Origin of the sequence: Candidatus Accumulibacter contiguus (genome assembly GCF_036625285.1) — a bacterium.
Classification (GTDB): Bacteria; Pseudomonadota; Gammaproteobacteria; order Burkholderiales; family Rhodocyclaceae; genus Accumulibacter; species Accumulibacter contiguus.
In genome coordinates, this window is sequence record NZ_JAZKUC010000001.1 from 3,262,087 (window position 1) to 3,286,739 (window position 24,653).

Consider the following 24,653-nt stretch of genomic DNA (forward strand, 5'->3'; position numbering starts at 1 on the left):
CCCGCTCAAGCTTGGCGCCCTGACGGACCTTCCCGGAGCCCTTGAGGTAAGTCGTTGATTCATGGCAAGAAACCAGAAAATCGGCAAAAATGTAGGCATGTAAATATAATAATAGCTATTTACAAACAATGTGCTATTGGCTATTATTGTCGGCATGTACATCGCCCGCGTCCCCAACCGAAAGTCCAGGCCGGCCATCCTGCTTCGCGAGTCCTATCGCGAGGGAGGCAAAGTCTGCACACGAACCATCGCCAATCTGACGAACTGGGCACCGGAACGAATCGTCGCCATGGAACGTCTGGTGAAGGGCGAATTCGACGACTGGTCGGGAGAGATGACCAGCGGCGAGATTTTTGGGGTGCTGTTTGCCCTCAAGCAGTTGGCCGACCAGGTGGGCCTCACGCGGGTGCTGGGCAGCGCTGCGGAAAGCAAGCTCAACCTGTTCCTGATTCTCGCGCGTATCGCGCATGGTGGCTCGCGGTTGTCGGCGGTACGCTGGGCGAAACAGCACACGGTGGCCGATGTGTTGGCGGTGGAGGCGTTCGATGAGGACGACCTCTATGCCGCGCTGGACTGGCTGGCGAGCCAGCAGGAACGCATCGAGCGGGAGCTTTACCAGGCCTATGTCAAGGCGCAGGGCCAACCGCCCGTGCTGGTGCTTTACGACGTCACTTCGAGCTACTTTGAAGGGGAATGCAACGAGCTGGGGCAATATGGTTACAACCGCGACGGCAAGCGCGGCAAGCCGCAAATCGTCATCGGTTTGTTGACCGCGGAGGACGGGGAGCCTCTGGCCGTGCGGGTCTTCGAAGGGAATACCGCGGACCCGACGACGGTGGCCAGCCAGATCACGATCCTGAAGGAACAATTCGGCATTGCCGAGGTGGTGATGGTCGGCGATCGGGGAATGATCAAGGCCAAGGGGAAAGCCGCGCTGTCGGTACAGGGCTTCCGTTATATCACGGCGTTGACGGACGCGCAGATACGCACCTTCCTCAAGGAGGGGGTGCTGCAGACGGATCTCTTCGATGCGCATCTGTGCGAGGTGGAGCACAACGATAAACGCCTGATCGTGCGCCGCAACGAGACTGTGCGGGTGCGCGAGGAGCGTCGGCGGGAGGACAAGCTGGCGCAGTTGCAAGCGAAGGTCGCCGAACGTAATGCCTTCGTCAAGGACTCCAAGCGCGCCAGCGCGGCAGCAGGCCTGGCCGCCTTGCAGCGCTGGACCAAGAGCCACAAGCTCAGCGCGTTTGTCACCCTGACGCTGAAAGAACGCGTCATTGTCTGTACCATCGACGAGGAGGCCAAAGAGCAAGACGCTCTGCTCGACGGCTGCTATCTGCTGGAAACCAATGTGCCGCTCACCTTGATGGACGCGAAGACGGTCGATGCGCGTTATCGCGATCTGCAAAAAGTCGAGCGCAACTTCCGCACCGTGAAAACCACCTTTCTGGAAATTCGCCCGATCTTCCTGCGCAAGGCCGAGCGGACCAAGGCGCATGTCTTCGTGGCGATGCTGGCCTTAAAAATCACGCGGCGGTTTGAAGCGGCTCTGCGGCAGACCTTCGGCAGCACCGAAGACGACCCCGCCGCCATCACCCCGGACGACGCCCTGGTGGCCCTCGGACGATTGACCTATCTCTACACCACCGACCGCAACGGTCAGCGTCACACGCATCTGCCACGCCCGGACGATCAACAGGCCAAAATCCTCAGCGCCATCGGTCTGTCCTTCCCGCTCAAGGCCAAAGCCGACAAGCTCGCCGCGTAGGCAGGCGCCGCTTTTGCGGCATCGGCTATTTTTTTAACAAAAACCGATAGTTACAGCATAACTGCGCTTGCTGGCTGGGGGAAGATCCGCCTGACTGTGCCGAACCGGATTTTCATGGCCCCCCTGACCCGCTGCCGGGCCGACGCCGAGCACGTGCCAACTGCATTGATGAGCGAATACTATGCCCAGCGAGCGACTGCCGGGTTGATCATTGCCGAAGCCACCATGGCGATGGAGAACAACTCCGCATTCTGGAGGGAGCCCGGAATACACTCCCCCGCCCAGGTGGCCGGCTGGAAGCGGACCACCGATGCAGTGCACGCCGCCGGCGGCCGAATCTTCCTGCAGATCTGGCACGGCGGCCGCGCGTGCCATCCGCTGCTGAACGGTGGCGCCCAGCCGGTGGCCCCGAGCGCGATTGCGATCACAGGTGACGAGGTGCTGACACCGCAGGGCAAGCAGCCCTACGTCATCCCGCGCGAACTGCGCGACGACGAACTGCCGGGCATTGTCACCGGCTTTCGGAAAGCGGCCGAAAATGCCCGGGCAGCGGGCTTCGATGGCGTCGAAGTCCACGGCGCCAACGGCTACCTGCTCGACGAGTTCCTGCGCGACGGCGCCAACAAGCGCTCGGGTCCATACGGTGGCTCGCTCGAAAACCGGGCTCGCCTGCTGTTCGAAGTGATCGCAGCCGTCAGTGGCGTCTGGGGCAGCGACCGGGTCGGCCTGCGCCTTTCGCCGCTCAACAGCTACAACAGCATGATCGACAGCGACCCGATCGGACTCGCCACCTGGCTTGCCGAACGGCTCAACGATTTCGCCCTCGCCTACCTGCACGTGATGCGCGCCGACTTCTTCCGGCAGCAGAGCGGTGACGTACTGACGCCGGTGCGGGCGAACTACCAGGGGGCGCTGATCGGCAACATGGGCTACACCGCCAGCGAAGCGGCGCAGGCCATTGGCGAAGGAAGGCTCGACGCGGTTGCCTTTGGCACCGGCTTCCTCGCCAATCCCGATCTGCCGGCACGAATCCAGGCCGGCGCAGCGCTGAACAAGCCCAATCCGGGGACGTTCTATACGCCGGGACCGGAAGGCTACACCGACTATCCGGCGATGACCGCCTGATCCCTGGCACCATGAACAACCTCTTCGCCAACATCCCTCGCGACCTCCCCGAAGAACTCTGCGAAACCCTGGCCCGGAGTGACGCCGTCCACATCGAACGTATCGTCTCCCGAGGCCATGTCTCGCCGGAACAATTCTGGTATGACCAGGAGCGCAACGAATGGGTGCTGCTTGTGCAAGGTGCCGCTCGCCTGGCTTTCGCCGACGGTCATGAAGTCCGCCTGGGCCCGGGCGACTGGCTGCTGATCCCGGCACACCAGAAGCACCGGGTGGCGTGGACGGATCCGCAGGCGGAGACGGTCTGGCTGGCAGTGCATTACGCTCGCCAGTGACATGCTGCCCGGACAATCGCCGAGTTCCTGAACCGTCACCACATCACCCCAGTGAAGAACGAAAGCGTACCCCGAGCCGGCGCAGCGTTCTTTCTGCGGCCAGCACGCCGCGGTACTGTGCCTCCTCAAACAGCGAAAAGCCGCTGACGTCGGCGTGTGCGAAGCGCAGGCGTTCGCCGTCGATGGCGAATTGCTGGCGCGCCGCACCAGTGATCAGACCGGGCAAGGGGCGGGCCATGGCATGACCATTGCGAAAGACATCCAGGCGAGTCGTCAGTTGCCGGATGTCAGGATGCGGCTGTTCGAGTTCGGCGAGGATCTGTTCGGCCCAGATCTCGCGTGGCGTGTCGCGCAGCGCTTCTCGGCCCTGTTGCGGGCTCATGTCGTCGAAGGCCCGGTAGCAGGTGAACACCGTTGCCCCCGGTCGCAGGCGCATCTGCTGGTGCGTCGCCACCACATAACCCAGGCTGGCAGCGCCGTAGAGGACGTTGTCCCAGGCCGGTGCTGCGCCGGCACGGTCGTCGGGGAAGCGCGACAAGGTCAGGTTGGCGACCAGCCAGGGCGCGTAGCTGTAGCTGCGAGCGGCGGCCTGCAACGCGGGCTGTCCGGCGAAGACCTGGGGAACGAGAAACAAGGGCGCGGCCCAGATCAGTTGTTCGGCGAGCAGGCGCAGCGTTTGGTCTTCGCCTGGCAAGTACAGATCGACGGCGATCGGGCGGCCGCGCGCAGCGGTAGCGACATGGAAGACCAGCGCACGCGTCAGCAAGCGCTCGCCAACGCGCGCCCGGATCGAGCGCAGCATGCCGGCCACCAGCCAGGCGTTGCCTGCCGGTGCGGTGAGCACGGTTTCGCTGCCTGCGTTCTGCGCCTCGCCGTCGCGACAGGCAAAATAGTGGATGCCGGCCCAGGCCGAAACCGCCGCGCTGCCGGTTCCATAGTCATCGCGGCAGGCGTAGTTGACGTACCAGTGCAGATGCGGTGAATCGAAACCCTGCGCGAGCAGCCAGTCGCGCATGCTGATCCGGTCGAGCGCCAGCAGCTCGGGAGCGCGGCTCGACAGCGCCATCGGCAAGGCGAAGGCACGTCGCCCGAGGCCATCGCGGCGGAGTCTGAAATCCTCCATCAATTCGCCGAACTGCTGATACTGGTGGCGCTCGGCGGCACTGACCCCGGTCTGTGGCAGCAGGCCTTCCTGCCAGCGGCCGTGACGATAGAGTCGCTCCTGCGGCGTCGCACACAGGTAGCGCTCGTCATAGACCGGCTGCACGGCGCGCGGATCGCCCTGCAGCACACCCAGCTCGGCGAGCAACTCGCGCACCGCTGTCGCCTCGCGTGTCGGCAGTGGCAGGTAATGCGCGCCCCAGGGATAGGCGCTGACGGCGTTGCTCCCGGCGCGCGAATTGCCGCCAGCTTCGCTCTCGAGTTCAACGATCAGGAAATCGGCGAAGCCCGATTGGGCAAGTTTCCAGCCGGCGGCGAGTCCGCCGATACCGGCGCCGACGATCAGCACCGGTACCTGCCTGGTCTCGCCGGGCGGAGCGAAGTTCCGCTCACGCAGCCGATGGCCGAGGTCGAGCGAAGCCCCGAGCAGATCGCCAGGCGGCAAGGGAACTGGTGCGCTGCTGCAGCCGGCGAGCGAAACTGCACGGCAGTTGCGGCAACTGAGTGAGGAAATCGCGTCGATCCATCAGCGGATCACCTGCCGCCACTCGTGCTCGAAGTAGCGGACCAGCACCTGGTTGTTGAGCCGGTTCACCTCGGCCTCGACGCGCGCCATGTCCTTGGGAAAGAGAACAGTGCCGGCGTCGTCTCGGGGCTCAGGAAGCGGGTGTCGACGGCATAGGACTGCGGCGGCCGATAGTCGCGGCGACCGGCGAGCACGAAACCCCATTCGCCGAACGACGGCACCAGGGCGTGGTAGGGGGTGGCGATCAGGCCGACGCTCTCCAGCGTCGTGACGACGCACCAGAAGGATTGTCGGGCGTAGAGCGGCGAGGTGGACTGGACAACTGCCAGCCCCCTCCCGCCAGGTGCTTTTCGAGCAGGCGGTAGAAAGCGGCGCTGTAGAGTTTGCCGATCGCAAAGTTCGACGGATCGGGAAAATCGACGACGACGAAATCGAATAGATCGTCGTTTTCCTCGAGCCACTGCAGGGCGTCGGCATTGACTACCTGCACCTTCGGCCGAGTGCAGCGCGTCCTGATTGAGTTTGCGCAGGGGCGGCGCGCTGGCGAAGAGGCGCGTCATCGCCGGGTCGAGGTCGACCAGCGTCACCGACTCGATCTGCGGGTACTTGAGGATCTCGCGCAGGGCCAGCCCGTCGCCGCCGCCGAGCACCAGCACGCGCCTGCTGCCGGCAGCGTGGCCAGCCCCGGATGGACCAGCGCCTCGTGATAGCGGTACTCGTCGCGCGAACTGAACTGCAGGTTGTTGTTGAGATGGAGGCGCAAATCATCCTTCCAGCGGGTGACGACGATGCGCTGATACGGCGTGTTCTCGGCATGCACGATTTCGTCGGCGTAGAGATGCGCTTCAGCCAGCGAAGTCAGTTCGCCGGCCGCGGCAAATGCCGCGAGCAGCGCCAGCAGCGACACACCGCCCTGCACGCGCAGCCAGCCGGCGTTCTGCAGTTGCTGGCGAAACAGCCAGCACGCCCAGAGCGCCACCGCGACGTTGAGCAGGCCGAACAACAGGCCGCTGCGCATCAACCCGAGATGCGGCACCAGCAGCACGGGAAAGAGAATCGAAACGGCAAGCGCGCCGAGGTAATCGAAGGTCAGCACCTGCGAGACGAGATCCTTGAATACCAGGTCGCGCTTGAGGATGCGCATGATCAGCGGAATTTCCAGCCCGACCAGCACGCCGATGGCGACCACCACCAGATACAGCGCCAGCTTGAACGGCGCCGACGACCAGGCGAAGATGAAGAACAGCGCCGCCGCCGAGAAGCCGCCGAGAATGCCGACCAGCAACTCGACCTGAATGAAGCGCGCCACCAGATGTTTTTCGATGTAGCGCGACAGCCACGAACCGATTCCCATGGCGAACAGGTAGGTGCCGATGACCGTCGAGAACTGGGTGATCGAGTCGCCGAGCAGATAGCTCGCCAGCGCCCCGGCGATCAACTCGTAAGCCAGCCCACAGGAAGCGACTATGAAAACGGAAAAGAGCAGCGCATGGTTCATCATCGGGACGGGTCAGCGATTCACAGGCAATCGGGCAAGGCGCCCGCGGGCCATTCTATTCCGAAAAGCGCAGCCTGCCGCCAGGCACAGGAGGTCTGCCGACTGGCGAGCAGGCAGCCACTTGCCTGGCCAAGCCGCAGCGTAGCTCGCCAGCCCCGAATTGCGCTACCATGCGCTCGACAGGCAAGCCAGAGAAGTCCTTGCCGGGCGAATCATGGATCACGCTTGCAGCCCCCCCGGAAAACCCTGGATTTGGATGACCATATTGATGAACCCCAACGAACCCGAAATGGCCCGTCCTGTACTGGCGGTGCTTTTCCTCTGTGCGCTGATCGCCGCTTCGGTCTGGATCCTGCGCCCGTTTCTGCCGGCACTGATCTGGGCAACAATGGTCGTCATCGCCACCTGGCCCCTGCTGCTGCGGGTGCAGCAACGTCTTGGCAATCGCCGCGCCCCGGCAGTGATCGCCATGACCCTCCTGGTCCTGCTGGTTCTGGTCGTTCCTCTGTCACTGGCGATTGCCACCCTCGTCGACAATGCCGACCGGATCGTGGAATGGGGAAAAGACCTGACCGAGTTCAAACTTCCGTTGCTACCCGCATGGGTCAGTGATCTGCCGCTGGTCGGCGCACGTGCCGAGGAGGCCTGGGCGCAGCTTGCGGCCGTCGGAACGGCAGAACTCACCGCCAAGGCGGCACCCTACGCGGGCAACCTGACCAAGTGGTTCGTCAGCGAGGTGGGCAACTTCGGACTGGTTTTCGTGCAGTTTCTGCTCACCGTCGCGCTGTCTGCGATCCTCTATGCCTCTGGCGAGAGCTTCGCTGCCGGCGTACGGCGTTTCGGCCACCGTCTCGGCGGTGCGCGCGGCGAGAGCGCGGTGGTGCTAGCCGGTCAGGCGATTCGCGCCGTGGCCCTCGGAGTCGGCATTACCGCATTCGTACAGTCGATCCTTGGCGGCATCGGCCTGGCCATCGCCGGCCTGCCGTTCGTCCCCGTCCTGACCGCACTGATGTTCATGTGCTGCATCGCGCAGCTTGGACCGGGGCTGGTTCTCGCACCCGCCGTTTTCTGGTTGTACTGGAGTGACAGCAGCGGCTGGGGCACTTTTCTTCTCGTCTGGGCGATTTTCGTCGGCACCATGGACAACTTCCTGCGTCCGCTCCTGATCCGGCAAGGCGCCGACCTCCCCTTGCTGCTGATCCTCGCCGGCGTCATCGGCGGCATGCTGGCCTTTGGACTGGTCGGCATCTTCGTCGGCCCGGTCGTTCTGGCCGTCGCCTATACCCTGCTGGAAGCGTGGATCAACGAGCTGCCGACCGAAACGGGAGTGGAAGAGGATTAGAGACTGACCGGTGCCCGCGCAGCGCCCGCCCGCATGCCGGCGCAGGAACGGGGGCAGTGCGACATGTTAAGATCTCCCATCTCTTTTCGGTCCGATCGGTATTTGCCATGTTTTCTGGAATCATTGCCGCTGTTGGCCAGATCACCCACATCACCCCGCGTGATGACGGCGCCGCAACCGTCCGGCTGACGGTCGACGCCGGCCCGCTCGGACTGGATGATGTCGGGATCGGCGATTCGATCGCCTGCAGCGGCGTCTGCCTGACGGTGGTCGACAAACAGGACAACTGTTTTTTTGTCGATGTCTCGCCCGAATCGCTGGCGTGTACCGTTGGTCTCGCGGCACCTGGACCGGTCAACCTGGAAAAGGCGCTGCGTCTGGCTGATCGCCTGGGTGGGCATCTCGTCTCCGGCCACGTCGACGGCGTTGGCGAGGTGCTGCGTTTCGATCCGGTCGGCGACAATCGCCTGCTTGAAATCCGTGCGCCGGAAAATCTCGCCAGATACATTGCACGCAAGGGCTCGATCAGCGTCGATGGGGTCAGCCTGACGACCAACTCGGTCGACGGTGCGGCCTTCAGCATCAACCTGATCCCGCACACGCTTGCATCGACCACCCTTGGATGCCTGCAAACCGGCAGCCGGGTCAATCTCGAAATCGACCTGATCGCGCGCTATTGTGAACGCCTCATTGGCGTGTCCGATACTGTCAAATAGGTGTGCAGTGATTTTAATCTGTATATCGTACAATTGACGGTAAAGTAAAAATCACATAGCAGAGACGTTGTTTTACATAAAAATAATATTTATCTATTGTCATTATGTCATCATCGCCTGAAAAAATTCCCAAACTCATGGCCGATAAATTCGCTGCCATCACGGCACTCACCGATGAGTTCTGCGCTAGGCAGCTTAACGAAGAATATCGGCAAGTGATCCATCACGTCGTCGGCGCTCTGGCCAGGAAGCGACCCTCGCCATTGTCAAGAGGCACGGAGAATGTCTGGGCGGCCGCTGCGGTCCTGGCGGTCGGGCGCATCAATTTTCTCGATGACTCATCTCAAACGCCGCATTGCAAGTCAAGAGCCATCTGTGAGTTTTTCGGCGTAGCCGGAAGCACCGGGCAGAACAAATCAAAGGAAATCCGGGATCTGCTGAAGATGAGTCCGATGTCTCCTGAATGGAACTTGCCCAGCCGACTCGCTGACAACCCCTTGGTCTGGTTGCTGCAGGTCAACGGGTTCACGGTCGATATACGCGAAATGCCTCTCGAAGTACAGCAGATGGCTTTCGAGAAAGGTCTGATTCCATTTATCCCACCCAGGCGAGAGTCTTCAGGCGAGAAATGACCGAACTTGAGCAAACCCCACACCCATCACCGCTCGCGCAATCAATAACAAGGGATGGATCAAGCGCCAGTCAGTGGCCAGCGCGGTCGCACCGCGAAAGCGCCGGGCGGTTTGCTGGAGATTCCCGCCTGGAGCCGCAAGGCTCCGGCCAGCGCGATCATCGCGCCGTTGTCGGTACAGAATTCCAGTTCCGGGTAGAAAACGGCGATCCTCGCCTTCGCTGCATGGGCGTCGAGCTGGCGCCGCAGTTCGCGGTTGGCACCGACGCCACCAGCGACCACCAGTTGCTGCAGACCGCTGACAGTTACCGCGCGCAGCGCCTTGCTGACCAGGACTTCGACAATCGCATCCTGGAATCCCCGCGCAATATCCGCCCGCTGCTGATCACTGATCGTCGCCAACTCGCGCACCTTCACCAGCACTGCGGTTTTCAGACCGCTGAAACTGAAGTCGAGGTCAGGGGAGTGCAGCATCGGGCGTGGCAGCTTGACCTGACCGGGCCGACCCGTATCGGCCAGTGCAGCCAGTGCCGGGCCGCCAGGGTAGCCGAGACCGAGCAGTTTGGCGGTCTTGTCGAAAGCTTCGCCGGCGGCGTCATCGAGGGTTTCACCCAGCAACTCGTATTCCCCGACGCCGGTCACCCGCATCAACTGGCTATGGCCACCCGAAACGAGCAGGGCAACAAAGGGAAAACGCGGCGGCTTGCTCGACAACAAGGGCGACAGTAGATGGCCTTCGAGGTGATGCACCGGCACGGTCGGGACTCCGAGCGCTGTCGCCAGCGCTTCGGCAAAAGCCGCCCCAACCAGCAGGGCTCCCGCCAGGCCTGGCCCCTGCGTGTAGGCAACGGCGTCGAGCCCCGCCAGCGAACAGCCGCTGTCGGCCAGCACCTGGCGCAGCAGTGGTACGAGTCGTCGGATATGATCGCGCGACGCGAGTTCCGGCACCACCCCGCCGTAGTCGGCGTGCATGCACACCTGCGAGTGCAGGGCGTGCGCAAGCAGAGCGCCGCCAGCATCGGTGCTGTACAGCGCCATACCCGTTTCATCGCAGGAGGATTCGATGCCAAGAACCAGCATTGGCAGCATTCTACTCCAGTCGGTGTGCTATCTTCTCGCCATCGACACCCGCAGGGAAACACCCCATGGCCAACCCCGCTTCTGCGCCAACTGCCACCCACACGGTACGCGGCGCCTGCCCACACGATTGCCCGGATACCTGCGCGCTCGACGTCACGGTCAGCGAGGGCCGCGTGCTCAAGGTCGCCGGTGCTGCCGATCACCCACCGACGGCCGGCGTGTTGTGTACCAAGGTCGCTTTCTACCCCGAACGTATCTACCATCCCGAGCGCCTGCTGCACCCGGCGCGCCGGATCGGTGCCAAGGGTCCGGGAGCAAGATTCGAGCGCATCTCCTGGGATGAGGCGCTGGCCACGATTGCCGATCGCTTCCGCCGCATCGCCGCCGCAGACGGCGCCGAGGCAATCGTTCCCTACAGCTATGCCGGCAACTCCGGCATGCTCGGCTATGCTTCGATGGACCGCCGCTTCTTCCACCGTCTCGGTGCCTCGCAACTCGACCGAACGATCTGCGCCAGCGCCGGCGCGATGGGTTACCGGGCAACGATCGGCGCCAGCGTCGGTTTCGACGCCGAAAACGTTGTCGATGCGCGCCTGATCATTCTTTGGGGAACCAACAGTGTCGTCTCCAACCTGCACTTCTGGCGCCTGGCGCAGGAGGCAAAGCGGCGCGGTGCGCGCCTGATTGCCATCGACCCCTGCCGCACCACCACCGCCGACAAGTGCGACCAGCACATCGCGTTGCTGCCGGGAACCGACAGCGCCCTGGCGCTCGGACTGATGCACGTACTGATTCGCGACGATCTGCTCGACCACGATTACCTTGCTCGCTATACGCTCGGCTTCGAAGCGCTCAAGCAACGCGTGCTGGAATACCCGCCGCAGCGGGTCGCGGCGATCTGCGGCATCAGCACTCAGGAGATTGAAAACCTCGCGCATGCTTACGGCAGCACCCGACCAGCAGCGATTCGGACCAATTACGGCATCAACCGCAGCGCCGGCGGCGGCATGGCGCTGCGCAGCGTCGCCTGCCTGCCGGCGCTCACCGGTGCCTGGCGAGACGCAGCGGGTGGCGTGCTGCTGTCCAGTTCCGGCAATTACCCGGTCGATACCGCCGCCCTCGAACGACCGGACCTGATGCCGACGCCGGCACCGCGAACGGTCAACATGAGCACCATTGGCCATGAGCTGCTGCGCGCGCAACCGCCGATCAAGGCGCTGTTCGTGTACAACAGCAATCCGCTCGCGGTTGCTCCACAGTCGGCCGAGGTGGAACGTGGCCTGGCCCGCAACGACCTGTTCACCGTCGTTCATGACCTTTTCCAGACCGATACCGCCGACTACGCCGACCTCCTGCTGCCGGCCACCAGCCACATGGAACAGCTCGACATCCACAAGTCTTACGGGCACCTGCACCTGCAGGTCAACCTGCCGGCGATCGTGCCGCTCGCTGAAGCGCTGCCGAACACCGAACTGTTCCGCCGCCTGGCCCGGCAAATGGGCTTCAGCGAAGCCTGTTTTGCCGACAGCGACGAAGACCTGTGCCGCCAGGCTTTCGACTGGAGCGATCCGCGCCTTGCCGGGCTTTCCTGGGAAAGGCTGAAGGCCGAAGGTCACGCCCGCCTCAATCTGCCACTTGGCGAAGCTCCGTTCGCAGCGGGCGGGTTCCCGACACCTTCCGGAAAATGCGAATTTTTCAGCGAGATGCTCGCCAGTGCAGGGCTCGACCCGCTGCCGACTTTCATCGAACCGCACGAATGGCGGCAAAGTCCGCTGGCAGCGCAATTTCCGCTGGCGCTGATCACACCGCCGGCGCGCAACTTTCTCAATACCAGCTTTGCCAACTCGCCACGCTTTCTGGCGCAGGAAAAGTCGCCCGCGCTCCACATCCATCCGGTCGACGCCGCGGCACGCGGCATTGCCAACGACAACCCGCTGCGCATCCATAACCAGCGTGGCGAATTCCGCGCCCGCGCCGTCGTCAGCGACCGCATCCGTCCGGGCGTCGCCATGGCCACCTCGATCTGGTGGCGCAAGCTCTCGCCAGACGGACGCAACTGCAACGAAGTCACCAGCCAGGCGCTGACCGAGATGGGCGGCGGGGCGACGTTCTACGACTGCCTGGTCGAAGTCGAACGGGTGGTGTAGCCGCGTGACCGGGAATGATTGACGGCCACCGCTCTGCTCGGAGAAACTCTCGGAAGTGCCCTTCCATCCTCCCGCCGAAACGCGTCGTCGAGGTCATGGAGATCAAGGAAATGGGCAAAACCCTGGCGCTGCGGCGCTGGATACTTGGAGGTGCAACATGCGCGTTTTTCAGATTCAGGATGATTGGGGGATGGCCAACCTCAAACTCGCCGATCGCCCGCAACCCCAGCCCGGAGCGGGACAGGTGCTGCTGCGGATGCTCGCCTCGTCGCTGAATTTCCGCGACCTGGTCGTTCCCGAGCGCGGATATGGCAGCTTTACCGGGACACTGCCGCTGATCCCGCTGTCCGACGGCGTCGGCGAGGTCGTTGCGGTGGGCCCCGGAGTCACCCGCGTGGCGGTCGGCGACCGCGTCTGCCCGACCTTTTTCCAGGGCTGGATCGCCGGCGAACCGGATCTTCCCCGCATGACCGGGTCTCTCGGTGGCCCGATCGATGGCACCATGGCGGAGTTCATGTGCCTGTCCGAGCAGGGTGTGGTCAAGGTGCCCGCATACCTCAGCGACGTCGAAGCCGCGACGCTACCCTGCGCGGCCTTGACTGCCTGGAGTGCGCTGGCCACGCATGGCACGGTCAAGCCCGGCGAACAGGTACTGATCCAGGGCTCCGGCGGTGTGGCGCTGTTCGCTCTGGCGTTTGCCAGGATTGCCGGCGCACGGGTCACCGTGATCTCGTCGAGCGACGAGAAGATCGAGCGGCTCAAGGCGCTCGGTGCCGACGCGACGATCAACTACCGGACGACTCCCGAATGGTCGAAACCGGCGCGTGCGCTCACCGATGGTCGCGGCTTCGACCACATCGTCGAGCTTGGCGGCGAGAAAACCCTACCACAGTCGCTGCGCTGCATTCGTCCCGGCGGCACCCTGTCGATGATCGGTGTGCTCTCGGGCTCCTCATTGGCGACACCGCTCGGCCTGATCATCACCCGGCAGGTGCGGCTGCAGGGCATCACCGTCGGCCATCGCGACGGTTTCGAGGCGATGCTGCGGGCGCTCGAGCAGCACCGCGTGCCGGTGATCGTCGACCGGGTTTTCGAATTTCCGGCGCTCAAGGAAGCGCTGGCGTACCTGAAGAGCGGCGCACAGTTCGGCAAGATCTGCATCCGCCATTGAGCGATCCTCCTACAGCGCGCTCGTTCGCTAGCGGCTACGCTACTCGCCCAGATCATCGAGCTTGATCGGCTTGCTGCGTGGACCGATGTGGCGTGGCAGCAGCAGCGACAACAGGCCGGCAAGCACCACAAAGACTGTCGACGCCCACAGACAGGCAATCAAGCCCTTGCTTGGCCCGCTCTGCAGCCCCCACTGATAGAGCGCGCCTGAAAGAACCGTTCCCGCCAGGCGGCCGGATGCGTTGGCCATGTAGTAGAAACCGACGCTCATCGCCACCTTGTCGCTATCGGTGTACGCCAGAATCAGATAGGAATGCACCGCCGAGTTCAGCGCAAAAACGGCGCCAAAGAGAATCAGGCCGGCAACCACGACGGTGCTCGGCGCCAGCCCGGCGCTCAGTCCCAGAGCGATGCCCGCCGGCAGCGTCGCGAGGACGAAAGCGAGAATGGTTGCCGTCCGTCCATCGGGTTCGTGCTGCTCCTCGACGCGGCTGCGCAGCAGGCCGGGAGTCGCCGCCTGGACGATGCCATAACCGATCACCCAGACCGCAAGAAAGCCGCCGGACTGCCAGAAGGTCCAGCCGAGCACGCTCGACAGAAAGACCGGCAGACCGACAACGAACCAGACGTCGCGCGCGCCGAAGAGGAAGATGCGTGCTGCGGCCAGCTTGTTGACTGCGCTGTTGCGCGAGAACATCTGCCCGAACTTTGCTTTCTTGTTGGCCTGACCGAGGCCACCGCGCATCAGCAACGCGGCCAGGATCAGCGTGCTTCCCACCAGTGCGACGAGCAGCTTGAGTGCGGTCTGGAAATCGAGCAGGGTCAGCAGCAGACCCCCAAGAAAAAAGCCGACCCCTTTCAACGCGTTCTTCGACCCGGTCAGAATCGAGACCCAACGGTAGAGCGTTGCCGATGCACCTTCGGGAACGATCAGCTTGACCGCGCTCTTCGAACTCATCTTGGTCATGTCCTTGGCGATTCCGCTCAAAGCCTGCGAGACCATGACGTATACGACCACCAGCCAGCCCTGTGGCGCGAAGGCGAGCATCGACAGCGCCACGAGTTGCGTGCCCAGCCCGATGAACAAGGTCGTCTTGAGGCCGAAGCGGGCGCCGATGTAGCCACCAAAGAGATTGGTCAGGATGCCGAAGACTTCATAGAAGATGAACAGCGACGCGACGGCAAAAGGCGTGTAACCAAGGCTGTAGAAGTAGAACAGCACCAGCATGCGGGTGGCGCCATCGGTGACGGTGTCGGACCAGTAGGCTGCGGTCACCAGGATGTAGTTGCGCAGGCCGGCACGTGCAGCGGGACTTCTGGCTGCGGATGGATCGTTCATCGTTGTCCTCGAGAGGGGTGACCGTGCTTCGAGACCATCTCCTGCCAGGCGGTGACGGCCCCGATCGGCACGGAATCCATGGGCATGTGCTTACAGCGAAGCGGCCAGCTTGCGTGCCAGCTCGACGTAACGATTGGCGTAGCCCCACTCGTTGTCGTACCAGGCGTAGATCTTGACCATCGTGCCGTTGATCACCAGGGTGTGCGCCGCATCGACAATCGACGAGCGCGGATCGCCGCGGTAGTCCATGGAAACCAGTGGCCTTTCCTCATAGCCGAGAATTCCCTTCAATGCTCCCTCGGCCGCCGCCTTGAGCAGACCATTGACCTCCTCGACGCTCGTCGGGCGTTGCATCTCGAAAACGCAGTCGGTGATCGACGCATTGAGCAGTGGCACGCGCACCGCGTGGCCGTCGAGCTTGCCCTTCAGTTCCGGGAAGATCAGCGCGATCGCGGTCGCCGAGCCGGTCGTCGTCGGCACCAGCGACAGGCTCGAAGCCCGCGCGCGCCGCAGATCCTTGTGCATCTGGTCGTGCACGCTCTGGGTGTTGGTCGAACTGTGAATGGTCGTGATCATGCCGTGCGCAATGCCGATCGCTTCATGCACGACCTTGACCACTGGCGCCAGACAGTTGGTGGTGCACGAGGCCGCGGTAACGATGTGGTCGCGGGCCGGGTCGTAGCGCTGGTCATTGACGCCCATGACGATGTTCAGCGTGTCCCCACCCTTGACCGGTGCGGCGACGATCACTTTCTTCACGCCGGCCGCCAGATAGGGCGACAGTTCCTCGACCGTACGCCACTTGCCGCTGGCTTCGAGAACGATGTCCACCCCGGCGTCGCGCCATGATCCGCCGGCGACATCTCTGGCGGTGCTGTAGGGGATCGATTTTCCATCGATCAGCATCCGCCCGTTGCTGCTCCCGACATCGTGCCGCCAGCGGCCATGGACCGAATCGAATTCAAGAAGGTGCGCTGCCGACTCCACCGGCCCGTTCGCTTCATTGATATGCACGAACTCCAGTTCCGGGTAGTCCCACGCCGCGCGCAGCGCCAACCTGCCGATACGACCGAAACCATTGATGCCGACCTTGACAGTCATTTCTCGTTCCTCCGAAGGGTGAATGGTGCCCGGCTGGAAACCAGCGAGCCGACGATTTGGGCACCGCAAGCGATACCGGCTTGCGAAACATTTTTATATTGATAGAATGCTCGAAATAAGTAAACCCCTTCCCGGTTCTCCCATGCGTGTTGCCACGAAAAAACCCTCTGTTCTTGATCTCTACTATAGCCATGAGCCCCAACCATCCATGACCAATCCCACCATGAACGCCCATCCCCATGATTTCCTGCCGCTGAACTCGCAAGGCGCAGGCCTGATTCTGACCCCTTGCCCAGGAAGCAAGGGGGTGGAGCCAGGCGCTGCGCTCGTGCAGCTGAAAGCGGCCGGAGCGGACGCAGTGATCACACTGATGCCGGACGCCGAAATGACGAGCAATGCGGTGTCGAACATGGCCGACCTCTGTTCACGAATCGGCCTGCAATGGTTTCATCTTCCGATCGAAGATGAGCACGCGCCAGAGGAAGAATTTGCCGTCGCCTGGTCGGCGCTGCGACAGGCCGTGCATCAACTGCTGGACGCCGACAAGAGAGTCGTGATCCATTGCAAGGGAGGTTCCGGTCGTACTGGCCTGATGGCAGCTCAAATCCTGGTCGAACGCGGCTGGTCGGTAGATGAAGCCACGGCGGTTGTCAAAGGAATGCGGCCGAATGCCCTGAGCCTGGTGGTGCATCAGGATTATCTGGCCCGCTTACCGGCCTGCTTGCCAGGCGATTCAGACGCGGTTTGAGCAAGGCGACATGGATCAATCCTTAAGTGACCGTCCAGCCAGTTCGTCGATGTAGGCCAGATGTTGTGGCAGGCAGATTCGCTGGAGGTCATAGCGGTCGATGATCGTCTGCCGGGCGCGTTGCCTTAGCCGAGCAAAATCACCGGGGAACTCAAGAGCCTGGGCCACTTGCTCGGCAATTTGCTGCGGTGAGAAAAAATCGACCAGCAGTCCATTGTCCCCATGCGTGATCACTTCTTCCACCGGTGGCGTCCTGGACCCCAGCACCAGGCAACCGGCGCTCATGGCTTCGAGCATCGACCAGGAGAGAACAAAGGGGTAGGTCAGGTAGACGTGAACCGCCGAGATTTGCAGCAAGCCGATGAACACCGGGTAAGGAATCGTACCGACGAAATCAAGACGCCGGAAGTCTATGTCGCCCCTCACTTCCTCGATAAACTGCTCACGGTAGGTCGTTCCCTGGACTGGCCGACTGCCGTAACTGACTCCATCACCACCGACGATCAGGATATGGGCTTTCGGACGCCGGCGCTGGATTTCAGGGATGGCGCGGATGAAACTGTGACATCCTCGGTAGGGTTCGAGGTTGCGATTGACGAAGGTGATGACTTCATCGTCAGAACGCAGAGTGCGGGCCTTTTCCTGAAGAGTGATCTGGGTGTCGGTCTTTGGGGCGATCGCTGCCGTATCCAGGCCTTCATGGATGACGCGGATTTTGTGTTGAAAGCTCGCGGGGTGGGTGGATTTCTGCCATGCCGTCGGTGAAACTCCGGCATCGCATTGTTCGAGGTTCATCAGGTTGGCGAAGTTCTTTGCCAGCAAGCGTGGCGCCTCGTCCGGATTGTCGGGAAACTCCGGGTCAAAGCCGACATCGGCGCCATGGACGTGGTAGTAGAACTCGAAGTAATTCAGCAGCGGGATCTGCGGCCAGACTTCCTTGATGAACAGCGCTTCTCCCCAGCCCGGGTGGGCACAGATGAGGTCCGGGTGATAGCCTTGCTCGCGCAATCGTTTCGCCGCCTTGAAGCAGGCTTCGCCGCGAATCACCTTGGTTTCCGTTTCCTGCACCCACGCATGAATGTTGGGTGTATTGCCTCGCTTTGGACCGTAACGGATCACACGAACACCGGCGGGAACCGGGTTGGTCTCGATGCACAGCGCCGTAACTTCATCTCCCCTTGCCACCAGAGCTGCGGCAATGTGTTTGTACTGACCCGGAAAGTTCTGATGGATGAGGAGAATCTTCATGGCTTGTACTGATGGGACTGGCCAGCATGGGTATGCAGCGAGCGAATGGTCGATTAGTCGATTGGTTTAGCCGAGTCCACCAAAATTGAGCGTTTCGTGCTTGTTCAAGTAGTCCAGGGTAAGTTCTTTGCCGGCGGAAGGAATTCGGGCGGCAGCGCTGGCATGGGCTTCGGCCAGCTCGCCGAGAACAGGCAACTGCTGCATCGACAGCAACTGGCAATAGGCGATGACCAGGGCACCGGCTTTGGCGACTTCATGAAGGGCTTCGGCGGGCAACTGATTCAGAATGGCCTCGTCAATCTGAAAGAGTCCGCCAATCGGCTGGTCACCAGCCCCTGTCTTGACAGTAATTGGCCAGGCTTTGATCAGGTGGTGTTTCTTCAGTACCGTACAGGCCCTGACGGTGATCTGCCGATTGTTCTCGATCTGGGTCAGAAAGTTGAGGACGCCTTGAATCGCTGGCGAGGGTTTGCCTTCATCATCGAAAAAGGGTTCGCCTTCACTGCCGTCGCCAAGGAGTCCCGAATCTTCATCGATGCACAGTACCTGCTGACCGTCATCCCTGCTGGCGAGGCAGAAGGGATAGCTACGCAAGATGGCCGGGATATATTTTCCTGCCCAACGGCCGTCGGGTGCGGCAAATAGATTCTTGCCTGTTGCCAAACCCAGAACGGCGACAGGAACGAAGGTTTCATTCTGCTCGACAAAGGCAATCGGCAGACTCAACAGCGCACGCGGCAGTTCGCCTGCAGTCAGTGGAACAATTGCCTCATGGGCAGCGAAAGCATAACTCGAAATGCGCTGCCAGCGCTTGCTGGCGTGGCGTTCGGTGGAAATGACGTGGAAGTTGGGCATGGGCATCCTTCGGGTGGCATTTTCTGACCAATGGTATTCTGAAGCAGGGATACTCGCCGACCGCCTGGAGGCTGCGGAAACAGCGGGTCTGAATACGGGAGAACATCAAGAGACCCCCCGCTACAACTGGTCGGCGGCAATCGGTCTGCCGGTCAGATAGCCCTGGATCAGCTGGAAACCCATGTCGCGGCAGACCTGCGCTTCCGCCTCGAGCTCGATGCCTTCGGCCAGCGGCACTGAGCCCAGGTTCAGCACCAGTTTGACGAGATCGCTGATCACCCGGCGTTTGCGTTCGCTGGCCAGGTGAATGTCGTGCAGCAGACCCATGTCGAATTTCACGAAGTGCGCAGGCGCTTCGCCCAGTTCGTTCAGGCGGGCCTGTCCTGCCCCGAAATCGTCGTAGGCAAAACGCACACCGATGTCGCGCAGAAAAGCGCCTAATTCACGTAAACGCAGCGGGTCGGTGACTGCGGTTTCATGGATTTCGACAACCAGTTGCAGTTCCGGCATCTGCTGGCGCAGGACAGTTAGCGAAGCAAAAAACGGCTTGCTGAAAGTCTCCTTGGGGTGGGTGTTGATAAACAGGGGGAATTTGCGCAGGCGCGGAGCCATCGAGGTGATCGCGAATTTGCGAAAGGCCACGCTGAGATCAAGCTCGCGGTTCAGCGCTGTTGCCAATTGGAACAGGCGGATGGGGCTACCGGACAGTTGCGGATGATTTGCTCGCCCGAGCAACTCGTAGGCGAAGATTTTCCCACTGTTCGCATCGACGATGGGCTGGGCGGCGCCGGAAATGCCCTGGCCGTTGAGCAGGTCGAGAAACTCGCCCTCATTGGCGACGAAGAGTTCCGACAGGTTCGTGCCCATCGGCATCAACAGGGTTCGCGAGTCGGTCGAGGGCATGAAGCGCGACTGATCAGGCTGATGCCGGCCGAGACGAAACTCTGCCGTAAAGAAATGAATGATGTCGTTTTCCCGCAGCAGGCACGAGCCATCGATGCGCTGTCGATTGACGAAGGTGCCGTTGGTGCTGTTCAGATCGGTCAGGCGCAGTTGCGCGCTGATGTCGTCGTCGAACATGGCGTGTTTCCGGCTGAGGCCCGGTGTCGCCAGTACCAGATCGTTCTCCTGGCCACGACCGATCCGGAAAGGCAGGTCAACGATGTCGTATTTCAAACGGGATCCATCGGCAGCGATGGATTCCAGAAACCAATGACTGCTCTTCACAGGAAGCTCCAGAGACGATCCGCTTGCAGGCCATGGCCTCTTGCCATGATTCTTGCCATGATATGTGGTCAGTGCGCCGAACTTCTCCCGCAGTTCTCTGGCGGGTAGCGCGCAAGTCGCTGGCCTGCCGCCTGCAGGGGGGACACTTGGATGGCGCACGTACGAGTATGCCCAGCCATCTCAGCTGCTGTCAATCTCGCTGCATCCGGCTATGTGCCGGAAGTCGCACATTGCTGCTCTATTCAGTTATGATGTGTGGACGAGTAAGAATGGCAAACGGGACGAAAGCCCCGGACGCAAAGCTGCAGGCCCTAACCCGAAGTCCGGGAGGGTGGCTGGGTTGCCTGATACCGGGATCTTCGTCTCGGCATGCGATATCCGCAGCCGTCCAAGTCTTGCATCCGAGAGTAACCGCATGCCTGGCCCTTTCGATTCGAGGCCGTGTTTCTCTGCGCCCGATCGACCGCAGCCTGGCGCTGAAGTAGCACGCAGGAGGAACTCATGCAAGACCGATCATCAAGAATACTTCCCCTGGGCACTGGCCCACTGTTTCTTGCCGCCGTCGCCGCTGGCCTGCTGTTCTGGAAGAGTGAGGCATCGCTGGCCGTCGACCTGATCCTGACACTGGCTCTGCTGGTGCTCGCCACTGGCGTCTCTTATTGGGAGCGCCGTTCGATCCGGGCTGCTGTCGATCGCCTGCTTGCCGAGCGCGCAGAGACCGGCGCGGCGCCGCCGGCCATCGCCCCCTATACCACCAGCCTGCATCAGGTAGCCGCCGCTTCACTGACCCGCTGGGCCACGCATGTCGCCATCGCACGCCAACAAACCGAGAATGCGGGCAACGCATTGACCAGTGACTTCGCGGCCATTCTGAACCAGTTGGGCGTTATGCTCGATACCCGCGACCGTGAAGCAGCGGAAGGTGTGGTCGCGGTGATCGAACGTTCGCGCAGTGAACTGGCAGCGATGCTGGGCTACCTCAAGGACGCTTTCGACGCCCAGAAACCAATGCTCCGTGAATTCGAGAGCCTGGCGGAAGTGAGCGCCGATCTCAAGCGCATGGCCGGCGGGGTCGCCGAGATCGCCAAACAGACCAATCTGCTGGCACTCAACGCGGCGATCGAAGCGGCGCGGGCCGGCGAGACCGGGCGGGGTTTTGCCGTCGTTGCCGATGAAGTACGCAAGCTCTCGGACCAGTCGGGATCGCTTGCCAAGCAGATCCGGGACAAAGTCGAGACGGTCAACGTGGCGACCGGGTCAGCGCTGCTTTCCGCCGGTCAAATGTCACGCCAGAACGAATCGCTGATGGCCAGTTCGGAAGTGACCATGGCCGCCGTACTGGAACGTTTCAGCAGCGTCGTGCAAGGACTCAGCGATTCGTCGCAGCACATGGCCGAAGGCAGCCAGAGCGTCCGCGAGAAGGTCGAAGCGGTACTCGTGCATCTGCAATTCCAGGATCGCATGAGCCAGATTCTGAGCGCGGTCTGCCAGGATATCGAGCGTCTTCTGGCGCGCACACGTGCAGAAGAGGCGCGCATCGCAGGCGGCGAGACGCCGGAACCTTTCGACGTGCAGAAGTGGATTGCTCAACTCGAACAAACTTACACCACGCTCGAACAGCACGATGCGCAGCACCCGGCTGCACAGGGGCAGGTGGCGGCGAGCGAAATCACCTTTTTCTAACCTGGACAATGGGAGATTGACATGGGCAAGACCATCCTGGTCGTCGACGATTCCGCTTCGATGCGGCAGGTCGTCAGCATGGCGCTCAAGGGCGGCGGCTTTGAGGTGATCGAGGCCTGCGACGGCAAGGACGCGCTGGCCAAACTGATGGGGCAGAAAGTGCATCTGGTGATCAGCGATGTCAATATGCCCAACATGGATGGCATCACCTTTGTCCGGGAAATGAAAAAGAACGCCGCCTACCGCTTCGTTCCGGTGATCATGCTGACCACCGAAGGCAATGAGGAAAAGAAGAAGGCCGGCCAGGAGGCCGGCGCCAAGGCCTGGGTGGTCAAGCCTTTCCAGCCCCAGCAGATGCTGGCGGCGGTTTCCAGACTGTTGATGATGTGAGGCGACGATGAGCATCGTCATCGAGAGCAGCGGGCAGACGGCGCGGCTGACTCTGGACGGGGAGTTGACCATCTATGAGGTCGCCGAAATCAAGGCCGGGCTGGCGGACGTCATGCGCGCTGCCGACGAAATCGAGATCGACCTGGGCGGCATCGCCGAGATCGATACGGCCGGTCTGCAACTGATGCTGATCGCCAAACGCAATCCGGGCAAGCGTGTGCGCTTCGTCAATCATCCGCCGTGCGTTCTGCGCCTGATCGATCTGGCCAATCTCGGTGGCCTGCTGGGAGATCCCTTGTTCATTTCGGCGACGGAATCGGCAAGGAAGGTGCCGTGAACGACGCCGCCCAGGACCTTGCGCAGGCACTCGGAACCTTCATGGAAGAGGCCAGGGAACTCCTCGCCGAAATGGAGGCGATCCTGCTGCGTGCAGAGGACGGCAGCGGCCAGGAAGACGACATGAACGCCCTTTTTCGCTGCGCACATACCATCAAGGGTTCCGGCGGCCTGTTCGGTCTTGACGAGGTGGTGCGTTTCGCGCACGTCGTCGAGAACGTCCTCGATCGCCTGCGCAACGGCAAACTGCAATTCGACAGCGATCTGATCAGTCTGCTGCTCGCATGCCAGGACCACATCGCCAACCTGATTGCCGCGATCGCCGAGAACACCGAGGTTCCGGTCGCGCGTAGCGACCAATTGCTGTCACGCCTGCAGGCCGTTCTCGGAACTGGCGGCGGCGCTGTCGTGGCGCCGCCCGCGGCCGAACCGCATTCCTCCGAAGCCGGGATCGGTGCCGGCGACGGTGGCGCGATGGGCTCTGACCACTGGCATATCTCGCTGCGCCCGGGCAGACAGGTGTTGCAGGACGGCATGGATCCGCTGGCCTTCATCAATTACCTCTCCCAGTACGGCAAGCTGCTGCATGTTGAAACGATCGTCGACGCCGTACCGGAGTTTGCCGCCGCAGACCCCGAGATCTGCTATCTGGGCTTCGAAGTGGCCCTGGCGAGCCGTGCCAGCAAGGCAGAGATCGAAGGCGTCTTCGATTTCATCCGGGAGGGCTCGCAGATCGTCATCGTGCCGCCGCAGAGCCAGATTTCTGCCTACCTCGCGCTGATCGAATCCCACCATCAGGATGCCGAGCGCATCGGCGAGATGCTCGTGGCCTGTGGTTCGGTGACCGCCAACGAACTGGCAGAGGCGCTGGCGGTGCAGAAACAGCAGGAGCCACATGCCCGTATCGGCGAGATCCTGGTCGAACAGGGAGCGGTGCCGCCGCAGGTCGTCGAGGCCGCCGCGGACCAGCAGAAGCGCGTCGAGGAAAAGCGCAGCGGCGAAGCCCGGATCGTCAAGGTTCCTTCCGATCGGCTCGACGCACTGATCGACCGGGTCGGCGAATTGGTCATCGCCGGCGTCGGGACACATCTGCAGATCAGCCGTATCCAGCGGCCCGATATTCAGGAATCGGCGGAAGTGCTGCTATCTCTCGTCCAGGACATTCGTGACATGACCCTGCGCTTGCGCATGGTCGCCATCGGCGAGGTTTTCTCCCGCTTTCCGCGTGTCGTTCGCGACGTTTCCAGGGAACTGGGCAAGGATATCGAGTTGCGTGTCCGGGGTGCCGAATCCGAACTCGACAAGTCGATGGTCGACAAGATCGGCGACCCCTTGATGCATCTGGTGCGCAACTCGATCGACCATGGCATCGAGCCGGCCGAAACGCGCATGGCGCGTGGCAAGCCCGCACGCGGCACGGTCGAACTGCGTGCCTATCACGAGTCCGGCAGCATCAATATCGAAGTCAGTGACGATGGCGGCGGCCTCGATCGTGATCGCATCCTGAGGAAGGCGATCGAGAATGGCATGGTCGCTCCGGACGCCCATCTTTCCGATCAGGAGGTCTATCGGCTGATTCTCGCACCCGGGTTTTCGACGGCAGCAAAAGTGACCAGCCTCTCCGGCCGCGGGGTCGGGATGGATGTCGTGCGCAGCAATATCGAGGCCTTGCGCGGCACGCTCGACATCGAATCGGTGCCAGGACAAGGCACGACCATGCGCCTTTGTCTGCCGCTGACGCTGGCGATCATCGACGGCTTTCACGTCGGCGTCGGCAGTTCGCACTTCATCATCCCGCTCGACATGGTCGTCGAGTGCATCGAACTACCGCCGGATGTCGGCGATCGGGGATACCTCGAACTGCGTGAGCAGGCGCTGCCCTTCGTTCGCCTGCGCGAGCTTTTCGATGAACAGGGGCCACGGCACCCTCGACCGCGCGTCATTGTCGTCCGTTACGGCAGCCGACAGGCGGGTCTGGTCGTCGATCGCATCCATGGCAAGTGCCAGACGGTGATCAAGCCGCTCGGTCCCTTGTTTGCCGAAACACCGGCGGTGTCGGGCTGCACGATCATCGGCAACGGCGAGGTCGGCATGATCCTCGACGTGCAGGCACTGGTACGGCTTTGCGCAGGCGCTGGCCACGGCAAGCATGCGAAGAATTGATCGACGGCACCGGCACGGCTCGTTTCCGGCGGCAGCAAACGCCTGCGGGCATCATTTCTTGTCC

The 24,653-nt window shown here is 62.2% G+C and carries 20 protein-coding genes, 1 pseudogene and 1 riboswitch; of the genes and pseudogenes, 13 read left to right on the forward strand and 8 right to left on the reverse strand.

What is annotated here, in order from left to right:
- Positions 1-154 precede the first annotated feature (154 nt).
- Genes V5B59_RS15615 through V5B59_RS15625 form a run of 3 tightly spaced genes read left to right on the forward strand, consistent with a single transcriptional unit; the run spans position 155 to position 3,228 of the window.
- Entirely contained in the window at positions 155-1,771 is a 1,617-nt protein-coding gene (locus V5B59_RS15615; RefSeq protein ID WP_332351692.1) for an IS1634 family transposase, read from the forward strand.
- A gap of 57 nt (positions 1,772-1,828) precedes the next feature.
- Complete coding sequence (locus V5B59_RS15620; RefSeq protein WP_308240106.1) at positions 1,829-2,896, forward strand: alkene reductase; 1,068 nt, start codon at positions 1,829-1,831, stop codon at positions 2,894-2,896.
- Positions 2,897-2,907: 11 nt separating this feature from the next.
- Entirely contained in the window at positions 2,908-3,228 is a 321-nt protein-coding gene (locus tag V5B59_RS15625) for a cupin domain-containing protein (protein WP_034917892.1), read from the forward strand.
- A gap of 43 nt (positions 3,229-3,271) precedes the next feature.
- Here the strand turns inward: V5B59_RS15625 and V5B59_RS15630 are convergent, their stop codons facing one another.
- Complete coding sequence (locus V5B59_RS15630; protein ID WP_332352023.1) at positions 3,272-4,834, reverse strand: NAD(P)-binding protein; 1,563 nt, start codon at positions 4,832-4,834, stop codon at positions 3,272-3,274.
- An 81-nt stretch (positions 4,835-4,915) separates the two neighbouring features.
- Positions 4,916-6,413, reverse strand: a pseudogene (locus tag V5B59_RS15635) (polyamine aminopropyltransferase).
- A 268-nt stretch (positions 6,414-6,681) separates the two neighbouring features.
- Between V5B59_RS15635 and ydiK the strand changes: the two are divergent.
- The 3 genes from ydiK to V5B59_RS15650 all read left to right on the forward strand — a co-directional run bounded on the left by ydiK (position 6,682) and on the right by V5B59_RS15650 (position 9,103).
- Positions 6,682-7,755 carry an AI-2E family transporter YdiK gene (gene ydiK, locus V5B59_RS15640; protein ID WP_169070371.1) on the forward strand — a complete coding sequence of 358 codons (1,074 nt, stop codon included), beginning with the start codon at positions 6,682-6,684 and terminating at the stop codon, positions 7,753-7,755.
- Positions 7,756-7,862: 107 nt separating this feature from the next.
- A complete protein-coding gene (locus V5B59_RS15645; protein WP_169070370.1) occupies positions 7,863-8,471 on the forward strand; it encodes a riboflavin synthase in 609 nt (202 codons plus the stop codon).
- Between the two features lie 137 nt (positions 8,472-8,608).
- Positions 8,609-9,103, forward strand: a complete 495-nt coding sequence (locus V5B59_RS15650; protein ID WP_169070369.1) for a DUF6398 domain-containing protein — start codon at positions 8,609-8,611, stop codon at positions 9,101-9,103.
- Between the two features lie 59 nt (positions 9,104-9,162).
- Here the strand turns inward: V5B59_RS15650 and tsaD are convergent, their stop codons facing one another.
- The gene (gene tsaD / locus V5B59_RS15655; RefSeq protein WP_034908344.1) at positions 9,163-10,182 is read right to left on the reverse strand and encodes a tRNA (adenosine(37)-N6)-threonylcarbamoyltransferase complex transferase subunit TsaD; all 1,020 of its coding nucleotides are present in this window, start codon (positions 10,180-10,182) and stop codon (positions 9,163-9,165) included.
- A 65-nt stretch (positions 10,183-10,247) separates the two neighbouring features.
- Here tsaD and V5B59_RS15660 point away from each other — a divergent pair, with 65 nt between their 5' ends.
- Together V5B59_RS15660 and V5B59_RS15665 are read left to right on the forward strand one after the other, a co-directional pair.
- Positions 10,248-12,329 (forward strand): molybdopterin-containing oxidoreductase family protein, encoded by a 2,082-nt coding sequence (locus V5B59_RS15660; protein ID WP_169070368.1) that lies wholly within the window; start codon positions 10,248-10,250, stop codon positions 12,327-12,329.
- 157 nt (positions 12,330-12,486) lie between these two features.
- Positions 12,487-13,500: a zinc-dependent alcohol dehydrogenase family protein gene (locus tag V5B59_RS15665; protein WP_169070367.1), complete on the forward strand. Its 1,014-nt coding sequence runs from the start codon at positions 12,487-12,489 to the stop codon at positions 13,498-13,500.
- 39 nt (positions 13,501-13,539) lie between these two features.
- Here V5B59_RS15665 and arsJ read toward each other — a convergent pair whose 3' ends face one another.
- Both arsJ and V5B59_RS15675 read right to left on the reverse strand, forming a co-directional pair.
- A complete protein-coding gene (gene arsJ / locus V5B59_RS15670) occupies positions 13,540-14,838 on the reverse strand; it encodes an organoarsenical effux MFS transporter ArsJ (protein ID WP_169070366.1) in 1,299 nt (432 codons plus the stop codon).
- 90 nt (positions 14,839-14,928) lie between these two features.
- Positions 14,929-15,939, reverse strand: a complete 1,011-nt coding sequence (locus V5B59_RS15675) for an ArsJ-associated glyceraldehyde-3-phosphate dehydrogenase (protein WP_169070365.1) — start codon at positions 15,937-15,939, stop codon at positions 14,929-14,931.
- A gap of 22 nt (positions 15,940-15,961) precedes the next feature.
- On the opposite strand from V5B59_RS15675, the gene V5B59_RS15680 reads away from it, so the two are divergent.
- The gene (locus tag V5B59_RS15680) at positions 15,962-16,687 is read left to right on the forward strand and encodes a phosphatase domain-containing putative toxin (protein ID WP_248594828.1); all 726 of its coding nucleotides are present in this window, start codon (positions 15,962-15,964) and stop codon (positions 16,685-16,687) included.
- Between the two features lie 15 nt (positions 16,688-16,702).
- Here V5B59_RS15680 and V5B59_RS15685 read toward each other — a convergent pair whose 3' ends face one another.
- The 3 genes from V5B59_RS15685 to V5B59_RS15695 form a co-directional block, all read right to left on the reverse strand.
- A complete protein-coding gene (locus V5B59_RS15685) occupies positions 16,703-17,935 on the reverse strand; it encodes a glycosyltransferase family 4 protein (protein ID WP_169070364.1) in 1,233 nt (410 codons plus the stop codon).
- A 66-nt stretch (positions 17,936-18,001) separates the two neighbouring features.
- Positions 18,002-18,790, reverse strand: a complete 789-nt coding sequence (locus V5B59_RS15690; RefSeq protein WP_169070363.1) for a SapC family protein — start codon at positions 18,788-18,790, stop codon at positions 18,002-18,004.
- A 120-nt stretch (positions 18,791-18,910) separates the two neighbouring features.
- Entirely contained in the window at positions 18,911-20,017 is a 1,107-nt protein-coding gene (locus tag V5B59_RS15695; RefSeq protein ID WP_169070362.1) for an EAL domain-containing protein, read from the reverse strand.
- A 261-nt stretch (positions 20,018-20,278) separates the two neighbouring features.
- Positions 20,279-20,365: riboswitch (cyclic di-GMP riboswitch) on the forward strand.
- A 153-nt stretch (positions 20,366-20,518) separates the two neighbouring features.
- Between V5B59_RS15695 and V5B59_RS15700 the strand changes: the two genes are divergently transcribed.
- From V5B59_RS15700 to V5B59_RS15715, 4 genes are read left to right on the forward strand one after another with little or no spacing between them, the layout of a single operon-like run.
- Complete coding sequence (locus V5B59_RS15700) at positions 20,519-21,700, forward strand: methyl-accepting chemotaxis protein (RefSeq protein WP_169070361.1); 1,182 nt, start codon at positions 20,519-20,521, stop codon at positions 21,698-21,700.
- 21 nt (positions 21,701-21,721) lie between these two features.
- Positions 21,722-22,090 carry a response regulator gene (locus V5B59_RS15705; protein ID WP_034951132.1) on the forward strand — a complete coding sequence of 123 codons (369 nt, stop codon included), beginning with the start codon at positions 21,722-21,724 and terminating at the stop codon, positions 22,088-22,090.
- Between the two features lie 7 nt (positions 22,091-22,097).
- Positions 22,098-22,427 (forward strand): STAS domain-containing protein, encoded by a 330-nt coding sequence (locus V5B59_RS15710; protein WP_034914195.1) that lies wholly within the window; start codon positions 22,098-22,100, stop codon positions 22,425-22,427.
- A gap of 41 nt (positions 22,428-22,468) precedes the next feature.
- Positions 22,469-24,589 carry a chemotaxis protein CheA gene (locus V5B59_RS15715; protein ID WP_169070377.1) on the forward strand — a complete coding sequence of 707 codons (2,121 nt, stop codon included), beginning with the start codon at positions 22,469-22,471 and terminating at the stop codon, positions 24,587-24,589.
- Positions 24,590-24,653 lie beyond the last annotated feature (64 nt).